The 11,802-nt window shown below is 61.9% G+C and carries 11 protein-coding genes and 3 pseudogenes; 12 read left to right on the top strand and 2 right to left on the bottom strand.

Going from position 1 to position 11,802, the window contains the following annotated elements:
- The 11 genes and pseudogenes from ACIQ36_RS13170 to ureG form a co-directional block, all read left to right on the top strand.
- Nucleotides 1-477: pseudogene (locus ACIQ36_RS13170) on the top strand (urea ABC transporter permease subunit UrtC); the annotation flags it as partial.
- A gap of 6 nt (nt 478-483) precedes the next feature.
- Nucleotides 484-1,242 carry an urea ABC transporter ATP-binding protein UrtD gene (gene urtD, locus ACIQ36_RS13165; protein ID WP_395829980.1) on the top strand — a complete coding sequence of 253 codons (759 nt, stop codon included), beginning with the start codon at nt 484-486 and terminating at the stop codon, nt 1,240-1,242.
- 9 nt (nt 1,243-1,251) lie between these two features.
- Nucleotides 1,252-1,947, top strand: coding sequence for an urea ABC transporter ATP-binding subunit UrtE (urtE, locus tag ACIQ36_RS13160; protein WP_395829977.1), 696 nt, complete (start codon nt 1,252-1,254; stop codon nt 1,945-1,947).
- Nucleotides 1,922-2,773 (top strand): urease accessory protein UreD, encoded by an 852-nt coding sequence (locus ACIQ36_RS13155; RefSeq protein ID WP_395829975.1) that lies wholly within the window; start codon nt 1,922-1,924, stop codon nt 2,771-2,773. The genes urtE and ACIQ36_RS13155 overlap by 26 nt, the downstream gene beginning before the upstream one ends.
- Entirely contained in the window at nt 2,774-3,076 is a 303-nt protein-coding gene (locus tag ACIQ36_RS13150; protein WP_395829973.1) for an urease subunit gamma, read from the top strand.
- Nucleotides 3,077-3,092: 16 nt separating this feature from the next.
- Entirely contained in the window at nt 3,093-3,650 is a 558-nt protein-coding gene (locus ACIQ36_RS13145; RefSeq protein ID WP_395829971.1) for a HupE/UreJ family protein, read from the top strand.
- Between the two features lie 2 nt (nt 3,651-3,652).
- Nucleotides 3,653-3,955: pseudogene (locus tag ACIQ36_RS13140) on the top strand (urease subunit beta); the annotation flags it as partial.
- On the top strand, nt 3,944-5,707 hold the full coding sequence (gene ureC / locus ACIQ36_RS13135; protein ID WP_395829982.1) for an urease subunit alpha: 1,764 nt from the start codon (nt 3,944-3,946) through the stop codon (nt 5,705-5,707). The pseudogene ACIQ36_RS13140 and the gene ureC, both read left to right, overlap by 12 nt.
- Nucleotides 5,708-5,878: 171 nt before the next feature.
- Nucleotides 5,879-6,379, top strand: a complete 501-nt coding sequence (locus ACIQ36_RS13130) for an urease accessory protein UreE (protein ID WP_395829969.1) — start codon at nt 5,879-5,881, stop codon at nt 6,377-6,379.
- Entirely contained in the window at nt 6,354-7,052 is a 699-nt protein-coding gene (locus ACIQ36_RS13125; protein ID WP_395829967.1) for an urease accessory protein UreF, read from the top strand. Before ACIQ36_RS13130 ends, ACIQ36_RS13125 begins: the two co-directional genes overlap by 26 nt.
- Nucleotides 7,049-7,681 carry an urease accessory protein UreG gene (ureG, locus tag ACIQ36_RS13120; protein ID WP_395829965.1) on the top strand — a complete coding sequence of 211 codons (633 nt, stop codon included), beginning with the start codon at nt 7,049-7,051 and terminating at the stop codon, nt 7,679-7,681. The genes ACIQ36_RS13125 and ureG overlap by 4 nt, the downstream gene beginning before the upstream one ends.
- Here ureG and ACIQ36_RS13115 read toward each other — a convergent pair.
- Together ACIQ36_RS13115 and araD are read right to left on the bottom strand one after the other, a co-directional pair.
- Complete coding sequence (locus ACIQ36_RS13115; RefSeq protein WP_395829963.1) at nt 7,678-9,357, bottom strand: methyl-accepting chemotaxis protein; 1,680 nt, start codon at nt 9,355-9,357, stop codon at nt 7,678-7,680. The genes ureG and ACIQ36_RS13115 overlap by 4 nt on opposite strands.
- 211 nt (nt 9,358-9,568) lie before the next feature.
- A complete protein-coding gene (gene araD / locus ACIQ36_RS13110) occupies nt 9,569-11,296 on the bottom strand; it encodes an L-arabinonate dehydratase (RefSeq protein WP_395829961.1) in 1,728 nt (575 codons plus the stop codon).
- A gap of 143 nt (nt 11,297-11,439) precedes the next feature.
- On the opposite strand from araD, the pseudogene ACIQ36_RS13105 reads away from it, so the two are divergent.
- A pseudogene (locus tag ACIQ36_RS13105) lies at nt 11,440-11,802 on the top strand (dihydrodipicolinate synthase family protein); the annotation flags it as partial.

Raw genomic sequence — 11,802 nt, 5'->3', positions numbered from 1 at the left:
TGCTATTGGGTGAGCCGGATTCTCGTCACCTCCACCTTCGGTAAAGTGCTGATCGCCATTCGCGACGCTGAAAGCCGCACGCGGTTCATGGGCTACCGGGTAGAACATTATAAGCTGGTGGCCTTCACCGTCTCCGCCGCGATGGCGGGCCTTGCGGGCGCGCTTTATGTGCCGCAGGTGGGGATCATCAACCCGTCCGAATTCGCCCCGGCTAATTCCATCGAAGCGGTCATCTGGGTCGCAGTCGGTGGCCGGGGTACGCTGATCGGCGCGGCCTTGGGGGCGCTCATCGTCAACTTCATGAAGACGACTTTCACGACCGGCGCGCTCGCCCCCTATTGGTTGTTCATGCTCGGCGGGCTGTTCATCGCCACAACGCTGTTCTTGCCGAAAGGCGTTGTTGGCGGCGTCAAGGAATTTTGGGCCAAACGGCAAGCAACAAAAGCGGCGGCTAAAACCGCCCCGGCGGCGGAGTAGCGCGCGATGAGTGTCACCGTTCCCGTATCCGCCAGCCTGCTCTATATGGACGGCGTGATGGTTTCCTTCGACGGGTATAAAGCCCTGCGCGGTCTGTCGCTCTATCTGCAACCGGGGGAAATGCGCGCGATCATCGGCCCCAACGGCGCGGGCAAAACCACGATGATGGACGTGATTACCGGCAAGACCCGCCCCGATACCGGCGATGTGATGTTCGGCGGTCTTCACGACCTCACCAAAATGGATGAAACCGCTATCGCCAACCTCGGCATTGGGCGGAAATTTCAAAAGCCGACCGTGTTCGAAAGCCTGACCGTCGCCGATAATCTGCGCCTTGCCCTGAAAGGCGCGCGCACCCCCGGCTCCGCCCTGTTCGGTGCGCGCAACCGCATCACCGACGAGCAAATCGCCGGGATTCTGACGCGCATTCGACTGATCGATCATCGCCATCGGATCGCCGGTGCGCTGAGCCACGGGCAAAAGCAGTGGCTGGAAATCGGCATGCTGCTGGCGCAAGACCCGAAGCTGCTGCTGGTCGATGAGCCCGTCGCCGGGATGACCGACGCCGAAACCGAAGACACCGCCCATCTCTTACGCGATATCGCCCAAACCCATTCGGTCGTGGTGGTGGAACACGATATGCACTTCATCCGCATGCTCGGTGTGACCGTGACCTGCCTGCACGAAGGCGCGGTTTTGGCAGAAGGCACCATCGATGAAGTCTCGTCCAACGAGCGCGTCGTCGAAGTTTATCTCGGTCGATAGGAGCGCCCCATGCTGAGTGTCGAAAATATTGATCTTTATTATGGTGCCGCCCAAGCCTTGCGCGACGTGTCGATTACCGCCGTGCCGAAGCAGATTACCTGCGTTCTCGGGCGCAATGGCGTCGGCAAAACCAGCCTGCTCCGCGCCATCGTTGGGCAACAGAGCATCGCGCGCGGGAAGATTCTGTGGAACGGCGAGGATATTTCGAAACTCCCGCCCTATCGACGCGCCCGCCAAGGCGTTGCCATCGTCCCCCAGGGGCGCGAGATTTTTCCGCTGCTGACGGTAAAGGAAAATCTGGAAACGGGCTTTGCTGGACTGCCGCGCAAGGAGCGGAACATTCCCGACAGCGTCTTCGCGCTGTTCCCGGTGCTCGAAGAAATGCTCGGGCGGCGCGGCGGCGATCTATCGGGCGGGCAACAGCAGCAGCTCGCCATTGGCCGCGCCCTGGTGATGCGCCCGAAGCTGCTGGTGCTAGACGAGCCGACCGAGGGCATTCAGCCGTCGATCATCAAGGACATTGGCCGGGCGCTGGAATTCTTACGCGAAACCACCGATATGGCGATTGTTCTGGTGGAGCAATATTTCGAGTTCGCGCGCGACCTTGCCAACAGCTACGCTGTGATGGACCGGGGGCAAGTGGTGCTCGCGGGCAAACGCGCTGAAATGGTCGAAACGGATGTCCGCCGCCATCTTGCTGTCTGAACTTCCGCGCGCGGTAACGCCGATTGGCCGCGTTCGCGTCGACGGCGGCATTCGTGCCAGCCTCGTTTGCGGCGCGCGCGGCACGGGCATCGGCACGCTGCATGAAAGCGGCGGCTATCGGCTCATGCGCCCGCGCTCCGATCACGGGTTTGAAGGGGTTATCGTCAATACCGGCGGCGGTATGGTCGGCGGCGATAAGGTTCAGCTTGCGGTGTGCGCCGAGGCCGGAACCCAAGGCATCATTACCTCGCAGTCGGCGGAACGGGTCTATCGCGCGCTCGACTCGAACGACACGCAGGTGAATGTAAGCCTGAGCGTGGCCGACGGCGCAGCATTGGCGTGGCTGCCGCAGGGTACAATCCTGTTTGACCGCGCCCGGCTAACGCGGCGGATGAGCGTTGAGCTTGCCGCCGATGCCCGTTTCGTTGCGGGGGAAATGCTGGTTTTTGGCCGCACCGCTTCCGGGGAGACGATGACCGCAGGCAGCCTTAGGGATCATTGGCGCGTCACGCGCGGCGGAAAACTGATCTATGCCGATAGCGTGCGCATCGAGGGCGATATTCAGGCCCAGCTCGCCCGGCCCGGCCTTGCGGGCGGCGCTTGCGTCGCGGGCGTGTTGATGGCGGCGCTGCCGGGTGCCGCCGATCTTCTCGGTCCTGTGCGCGAAAGATTAGAAAAAGCCGCCTGCCGGGTCGCCGCCAGCGCCTGGGATGATATGCTGATCTTACGCGGCCTCGCCGACCGGCTGGAGCCGCTGGCCCAGGTTTTCGCCAGCGTCGCGCCGTTGTTGATGGGCCGCCCGTTACCCCGTGTGTGGAGCGTTTAGATGAACCTGACCCCGCGTGAAAAAGATAAGCTGCTGATTGCAATGGCGGCGATTGTCGCCCGCCGCCGCCTGGAGCGCGGCGTAAAGCTCAATCACCCGGAAGCGATTGCGCTGATTACCGATTTCGTCGTGGAAGGCGCGCGCGACGGGCGCAGTATTGCCGATCTGATGAGCGCCGGGGCGCAGGTGCTGCGCCGCGATCAGGTGATGGAAGGCATCCCTGAGATGATCCACGATGTGCAGGTCGAGGCGACCTTCCCCGACGGCACCAAGCTCGTCACCGTCCATCAGCCGATCCGTTGAGCGAGGGATTTTCAGCATGAACCGTTTCCTAGTATTTCTCGCGGCCCTGACCGCAGCCACCCCCGCCTTCGCCCATCTCGATCCCGTGGCGCATGGCTCGCTGGCCGCCGGGTTGAGCCACCCGCTGACGGGGCTCGATCATCTGCTGGCGATGCTCACAGTCGGCCTCTGGTCGGCGCTTATCGGTGGGCGGGCGGTCTGGGCGATGCCGATAGCCTTCGTCGCGTGCATGGCAGTCGGCTTCGGCGCGGCATTGGCGGGGGTGGCCCTTCCTTTTGTTGAGCCAACCATCTTGGCTTCGGTGATCGTGCTCGGGCTGCTGACGGCGCTGGCGGTGAAAACCCCAGCTTGGGTGGGCGCGGTGCTGGTCGGCTTCTTCGCCCTATTCCACGGCTACGCCCACGGCGGCGAAGTGGGCGATGCCTCGACCCTCAGCTTCGGGATTGGCTTTGCGATTTCCACTGCGGCGCTGCATATCGCCGGGGTCGGCCTCGGGCAGAAGCGCGCGCTGTTCGCCCGGCTCTCCGGCGCGGCGGCAGCGATTGCGGGCGTTGCGCTCGCCGTGGCAGGTTGATGATGATCCCCGGCGAAATCACCCCCAAGGCGGGCGAGCTTGAGCTGAATGTTGGTCGCCCGACGATCACCCTGGAAGTCGCCAATAGCGGCGACCGCCCGGTGCAAGTCGGTAGCCATTATCACTTCTATGAAACCAACGCGGCCCTGGTGTTCGACCGCGCGGCCACCCTCGGTTTCCGCCTGGATATCCCCGCCGGAACCGCCGTGCGCTTCGAGCCCGGCCAAGCGCGCACGGTGACGCTGGTGGAAGTCGCGGGCGCACGCCGCGCCTTCGGGTTCCGCCAAGCCGTGATGGGAAGCCTGCCGCCGGCGGGGGCCGCGCCGTCGTCGCGCAATAGCACCAGCCGGATTTCCCGCACCGCCTATGCCGATATGTTCGGCCCCACCGTGGGCGATAAGGTGCGCCTCGCCGATACCGACCTTATCATCGAGGTAGAGAAGGATTTCACCACTTACGGCGAAGAAGTGAAGTTCGGCGGCGGTAAAGTGATCCGCGACGGCATGGGCCAGTCGCAAATGACCCGCGCCGAAGGGGCCGTGGATACGGTCATCACCAACGCCCTCATTCTCGACGCGATGACCGGCATCGTCAAAGCCGATATCGGCCTGAAAGACGGGAATATCGTCGCCATCGGCAAGGCCGGGAACCCGGATATTCAGCCGGATGTGACGATTATCATCGGCCCTGGCACCGAGATTATTGCCGGTGAGGGCAAGATCGTCACCGCAGGCGGAATCGATACGCATATTCACTTCATCTGCCCGCAGCAGATTGAAGAGGCGCTGATGTCCGGCGTCACAACTATGCTCGGCGGCGGCACCGGCCCTGCGGCGGGCACCAATGCCACCACCTGCACCCCCGGCCCCTGGCACATCGAACGCATGCTGCTGGCGGCCGACAGTTTCCCGATGAACCTCGCCTTTGCGGGCAAGGGCAATGCCTCCCTTCCCGATGCCCTGGAAGAACAGGTGCTTGCGGGGGCGTGTGCGCTCAAACTGCATGAGGATTGGGGTACGACCCCTGCGGCCATCGACTGTTGCCTTGCGGTTGCCGATAAATACGACGTGCAGGTGATGATCCACTCCGACACGCTCAACGAAAGCGGCTTCGTCGAAGATACCATCGCGGCGTTTAAAGGCCGCACGATCCACGCCTTCCATACCGAGGGCGCGGGCGGCGGCCATGCGCCGGATATTATGCGCGTCGCGGGCTTGCCGAACGTGCTGCCCTCCTCCACCAACCCAACGCGCCCCTTTACGGTGAATACGCTCGATGAGCATTTGGATATGCTCATGGTCTGCCATCACCTCGATTCAGGCATTGCCGAAGACCTCGCCTTCGCCGAAAGCCGCATCCGCAAAGAAACCATTGCAGCGGAGGATATTCTGCACGATCTCGGCGCACTCGCCATGATGTCGTCCGACAGTCAAGCGATGGGCCGCATCGGCGAAGTGATCCTGCGCACCTGGCAGACCGCCCATAAGATGAAGCAGCAGCGCGGGCCGCTCGGGGACGATGCCGCGCAGGGCAACGATAATTTCCGCGCGAAACGCTATATCGCCAAATACACCATCAACCCCGCCCGCTCCCACGGCATGAGCCGCCATATCGGTTCGGTCGAAGTGGATAAGCTTGCCGACCTCGTGATCTGGTCGCCCGCCTTCTTCGGGGTGAAACCCGATATGGTTATCAAAGGCGGCATGATCGCGGCGGCGGCGATGGGCGACCCGAACGCCTCGATTCCCACCCCGCAGCCCGTCCACTACCGCCCGATGTTCGGCAGCTTCGGCAAGGCCAAAACCGCAAGCTGCATTACCTTCGTCTCGAAAGCGGCGCTCGACGGCGGCGTAAAGGAAAAGCTGGGCCTGTCCAAGCGCGTTGAAGCGGTGGAAAACGTGCGCGGTGGGATCTCGAAAGCCGATATGGTGTTCAACGACGCCACGCCCACCATCACCATCGACCCGGAAACCTACGAAGTCCGCGCCGATGGCGAGTTGCTGGTGTGCGAGCCCGCAAAAGAACTGCCGATGGCGCAAAGATACTTCTTGTTCTAGGGGGCTCGGCCCCCAACCCCGCTCAAGGGGCTGCGGCCCCTTGAGAATCCACGAGGGCTTGAACTCGCCGGAAAGGGGTTAGAATAGTATTGTAAATGGGATTGTTAAGGGGCTGAGCCCCTTAACCGGGGTTGTTAGGGGCCGCGCCCCTAACTCTTTCACGGAGGGTTCATGCAGCGTGCAACCGAAGTGCTGCGGTGCGGGTCTTTCGATCCTGCGACCGTCGCCAATACCATCACCCTGGACCGCGAGTCCCGCTACCGCCGCCGCGTGGTGCTGACCAGCGACGCGGGGGTTGAGTTTTTGCTCGATCTGCCGGAAGCCACCTATTTGGCCGAGGGCGATGCGGTAACGGGCGAAACCGGGATTATTCTGATTAAAGCCGCTGCCGAAGCGCTGCTGGAAATCCACGCTCACGGCCCGCGCGCCCTCGCCCGCATCGCCTGGCACATCGGCAACCGCCACATCGCCGCCGAACTCACCGACGATGCGATCTATATTCAGCCCGATCATGTGCTGGCGGAGATGATCCACGGCCTCGGCGGGCACGTGCATAAGGTGATCCGTCCGTTCGAGCCGGAGGGCGGCGCTTACGGCGGGCAGGCGTCGTTGCAGCACTCCCATTCCCACGGGCATGCGCATAACGATGACCACGCCCATTCGCACGACTGACGTGGCAGCCTTTCCGGCGGAACTCTTCCTCTGGCTCTCGCCCGCCTTTCCGGTCGGCGGGTTCGCCTTCAGTCACGGGCTGGAAAAGCTGGTCGACGACGGGATCGTTTCCGACCGGGCAAGCCTTGGCGCGTGGCTGACCGATTTGGCAACCTCGGGGTCGCTGCGCAACGATCTGCTGCTGCTCGCCGAAGCCTGGCAGGCCGGGCAGGCGAAGGATACCGCGCGCCTTACCGCCGTCGCCGAGCTTGCCGCCGCCCTGCAACCGGGGGCCGAACGCCAGTTAGAGACGCTCACCCAGGGCCGAGGCTTCGGCGCGGCCTGTACCGCCGCCTGGGACGTGCCGAGTGTGGCCCTGCTGATGAAAACCAACCGCCTCGCCTATCCCGTGGCCGTGGGGGCCGCCGCCGCCGACCGGAACATCCCATTGGCGCCGACGCTCGACGCTTACGCCCTCGGCTTTTGCAGTAACCTGATGTCCGCCGCCATTCGCCTCAGCGTTATCGGCCAGTTCGACGGGCAACGGGTGTTGGCCGACCTCTTGCCCGCCCTGAAAACCGCCGCTCACGAGGCGGCTTCAGGAGACCTCGACGATCTCGGCGGTGCCTGTTTTGCGTCGGACCTAGCGTCCCTCGCCCATGAAACCCAGCATGTAAGGTTGTTCCGCTCATGACCGCGCTCAAATCCCCCTCGCCGAACGGCCCTTTACGCGTTGGCATTGGCGGCCCCGTCGGCTCCGGCAAGACCTCCCTCACGGCGGCGCTCTGCCGGGCGTTGCGCGACCGTTACGATATGGTCGCCATCACCAATGATATTTACACGCGGGAAGACGCGGACGCGCTCATCCGCATGCAGGCGCTCCCCTCAGAGCGGGTAATGGGGGTCGAGACGGGCGGCTGCCCCCATACCGCCATTCGGGAAGATTGCTCGATCAACCTTGCCGCCATCGCCACAATGCGCGAGCGCTTTCCGAACCTCGATTTGATCCTGATCGAATCGGGCGGCGATAATCTCGCGGCGACCTTCTCCCCCGATCTGGCCGACCTTACGATCTATGTGATCGACGTGGCCCAAGGCGACGATATCCCCCGCAAAGGCGGCCCCGGTATCACCCGCTCGGACCTGCTGGTCATCAATAAGACCGACCTTGCCCCCTATGTCGGTTCGCGGCTCGACTTGATGGAGCAGGATGCCCGCAAAGCGCGGGGCACGCGGCCCTTCGTCTTCACTGCCGTTCGCCAGAACCAGGGGATTGAGGCCGTGGTGGATCATATTGAGAGGTTGGGGGGGCTTGCCCGCTAAACGCGGCGAATATTGCTCAGAAAGCTTTCCACATCCTGACGCAGCCGAGTGCTTTCGCGAGCCAAACCATCGGCGGAACTGAGCACTTCCGCCGCCGCCGCCCCGGTTTGCGCCGCGCCCGACGTTACCCCGGCGATGCTAAAGGCAACGCTTTGCGTGCTCGATGCGGCTTGTTGCACGTTCTGGGAAATCTCACGCGTTGCGGCATTTTGCTGAGCAACCGCGTCGGAGACGGTGGCGGTGATGGCGTTCATCTGCTGAATGGTTTCGCCGATGGTGCGGATCGCCGCGACCACGGCCCCGGTTTCGCTTTGCACGGCCTGGACTTGGGTTGAGATTTCCTCAGTGGCGCGGGCGGTTTGCGCCGCCAGATTTTTGACTTCAGACGCCACCACCGCGAAACCCTTGCCAGCCTCGCCCGCGCGGGCGGCCTCAATCGTGGCATTCAGCGCCAAAAGATTGGTTTGCCCGGCGATGCTATTGATAAGACCAACGACCTCACCAATCCGCTGGGCGGCTTCAGCGAGATTGCGCACTTGTTCGGCGGTTTGAACAGCATCTTTCTGCGCGGTTTCGGCAATGACCATCGACTGTTGAACTTGGCGACTGACCTCACTGATCGACGCGCTCAACTCTTCGGCAGCGGCGGCAACCGTTTGAACATTGCCGTTTGCTTGCAAACTGGCATCGCTCACCGATTCGGCCTGATGACCGGCGTGGGTGGCGGTTTCAGTCATGCTCTGGGCCGTCGCCTGCAACTCGGTCGCGGCGCCGGCGAGCGCTTCAACGGTTTCGCTGGCGCTGCGGTCGAAGCCGAGCACGAGCGCGTCAATCTCTGCCTGCCGGGCAAGTTTGGCGGTCGCCTCCTGCAATTGCGCGGCTGTTAGCCGCTCGGCGGTTTGCATTTCGGTGCGAAACACATCGAGCGCGGTTGCCATCGCGCCGATTTCGTCGCGCCGCGCAAGGTGGGGAATGGCGTGCGCATAGTCCCGTTGGGCTAGCGCTCGCATGGCCTGGGTCATGTGCAGGATCGGGGCGGAAACCCCTTTCAGAATATAGACGATCACTGCCGCGCCAAGGGCAACGGCGCAACCGAGAAACGCCAAAACCAGCGCGACCGAACTCCCGGCTTCCTGAACAGCCGAAGCTGCCGATTGATCGGAAATGCTGCGGGCACGCGCCAATTCGCTATCGATCAACACCAACAGCGCATCGAAACTCTTTTTGGCCTCTAGCCGGAACAAGGTGCCGGCCTCGATGGTGCGCTGCGATCCCGAGAGATCGATGAGGGTTTTATTCTGGTCGAGCAGCGCTTTCCAGGCGGTCAGGATCCCCTCGATCCGCCGTTGCGCGTCGGCCTCAGACTCGGCGGTCTGATAGATTTTAATCTTTGCCTCAATCGCCGTGCTGGTCCGTTTCAAAACCGCTTCGGCATCCACCGTATCTTGAAAATCAAAGGCGAGAATATGCTGGGCCTCGGCAATCCTGAACGCCAAGATTTCTGATCTTATTTCCTGAAGCAGCATGAAGCTTGGAACATGTTGAGAAAAAACCGCATCCAGAGAATTGCGAGTATCCGATAATTTCAACACACCGATTACCGACGATAGGATTAATACAAGCGATAATGTTAGAATTGACAGAATCAATTTCGCTCGAATCGATATTGTTTTCATTACATTCTCACTCAAAAATCTTGACGGGAAAGGATTTTTATACCCCAACCTTGCAGGGTTTACAGTAAAGCGAGGCTGGATTTGAAATTAATTTTTGTTATTAACGAATAAGCAAAACCAATAAAATTCAATATAGACCAAAAACAAAATACCCGTCCTTATTGAAGGACGGGTATTTTAAGCAGGAATGAATGAAAATTAATCTATTTTTCTAGTGAATTTCTGGTTCCGGCACTTTTCCCGCCGTCCGCTCCAGAAAGTCAAAATCGCACCCCTTGTCGGCTTGCGTCACGTGTTGGGCGTAGAGCATGCCATAACCGCGCGGATAAATAATCTCGCGCGGGGTCCAGGCTGCCCGGCGGGCTGTCAATTCTTCTTCGGAAACCAGCAGATCCAAGTGCCGAGCGGGCACGTCGAGCTTAATCAGATCGCCGGTTTGAACCAAGGCCAGCGGCCCGCCCAGTTGGCTTTCGGGGGTGATATGCAGCACGCAAGTGCCGTAAGAGGTGCCGGACATGCGCGCATCCGACAAGCGCACCATATCGCGCACGCCCTGTTGCAGCAGCTTCTTTGGCATGGGGAGCATGCCCCATTCCGGCATCCCCGGCCCGCCCAAAGGCCCGGCTTGGCGGAGTACCAGCACGGAATCGGCGGTCACGTCGAGATCGGGATCATCAATGCGCGCCGACATATCGTTATAATCTTCGAACACTAGCGCGGGGCCGGTGTGGGTCAGCAGGTGAGCGCTGGCGGAATTATGCTTAATCACCGCCCCCTGCGGCGCGAGATTGCCGGTGAGCACGGCGAGGCCCCCTTCGGCCAGCATGGGTTGATCGAGTGGCTTCACCACATCGTCGCTGAGCACCTCGGCCCCCGCCACATTCGCGCCCAGGCTATTGCCGTTGACCGTGATCGCGTCCAGCGCCAGCAGCGGCCCCAGCCGGTTGAGCACGGCGCGCGAGCCGCCCGCATAGTAGAGATCCTCCATCAGATATTTGCCCGAGGGGCGTAAATTGAGGATCAGCGGCGTTTCGCGCGAAATCGCATCAAGCCGCGCCAGATCCACCGGCAAACCAAAGCGCCCGGCGAGCGCAAGGAAATGCACAATGGCATTGGTGGAGCCGCCGCAAGCCATGACCGTGCGCACCGCATTTTCCAGGGCGGCCAGGGTCACGATGTCGCTCGGCTTGCGGTCCTGCCAGACCATATCGACGATGCAGCGGCCCGAGGCCGAGGCCATGCGGGCATGGGAGGAATCCGGCGCGGGAATAGCGGCGGCCCCCGGCAGCGTCATCCCCATCGCTTCGGCGGCAAAGGCCATGGTGGAGGCCGTGCCCATCGTCATGCAGGTGCCGAAGGAGCGGGCGATACCGTCTTCGATCTCGCCCCACTCGGTCGCGCCGATTTTCCCCGCGCGGCGCTCGTCCCAATATTTCCACACGTCCGAGCCCGCGCCCAGCACATCGCCGCGCCAATGGCCGCGCAGCATGGGCCCAGCGGGAACGACGATGGACGGTAAATCCATACTCGCCGCCCCCATCAGCAGGGCCGGAATCGCCTTATCGCACCCACCGAGCAGCACGAGCCCATCGAGCGGGTTCGCGCGCGCCAATTCCTCCACCTCCATCGCTAGCAGATTGCGATAGAGCATGGAGGTTGGCTTCATCATGGTTTCGCCGGGCGAGAGCGCCGGAATTTCGATGGGAAAGCCCCCCGCCTGCCACACGCCGCGCTTCACCTCTTCGGCGCGCTGGCGCAGATGGATATGGCAGGGGTTGGCTTCCGACCAGGTGTTGATAATGCCGATCACTGGCTTTCCGGCGAAATCTTCCACAGAATAGCCGATTTGCTTCGTGCGTGAGCGGTGCCCGAAGGAGCGCAGATCATCGACGCCATACCAGCGAAAACTGCGCAGATCCTTAGGCAATTTGACGGACATCGAGGCTTCCTCCGGTTAAGATTTTATTTGTCTTACAACATATCTATTTGTCTTGACAAGCTTACAGCCAAACGCGGTATCTTCCTAGTCATACGCGCCCATCCAACGGCAGTCCTATCGGGCTGCCCTGCCGGAGTTTCCCGATGAAAACCTCTGCCGTTCAGCCCGCCGATATCGCGCGCTCTGTCTTCGCCGTGCCGCCCGTCGCCATGAGTGCCGACGGTACCGTGAACTTGGCCGCCAATGCGGCACTGATCCGCCATATCGAAGCCGGGGGCGTCTCCAGCCTGCTCTACGGCGGTAATGCCAATATTTACAACTTCGATCTCGATACTTACCGCGCCATGCTGGATATGCTGGAAGCGAGCGCCGCGCCCGAAAGCTGGGTTATCCCCGCGATCGGCCCCGACTACGGCAAAATGCTGGACCAGGCGAAAATCCTGCGCGACCGCCCCTATCCTACCGCCCTGACCCTGCCAACGACCGTGGCGACCCATCCAACGGGC

Origin of the sequence: Elstera sp. (assembly GCF_044372965.1) — a bacterium.
Taxonomy (GTDB): domain Bacteria; phylum Pseudomonadota; class Alphaproteobacteria; order Elsterales; family Elsteraceae; genus Elstera.
Note: the sequence above shows the minus strand (reverse complement) of the source record. Positions and strands in the feature narration are given on the sequence as shown.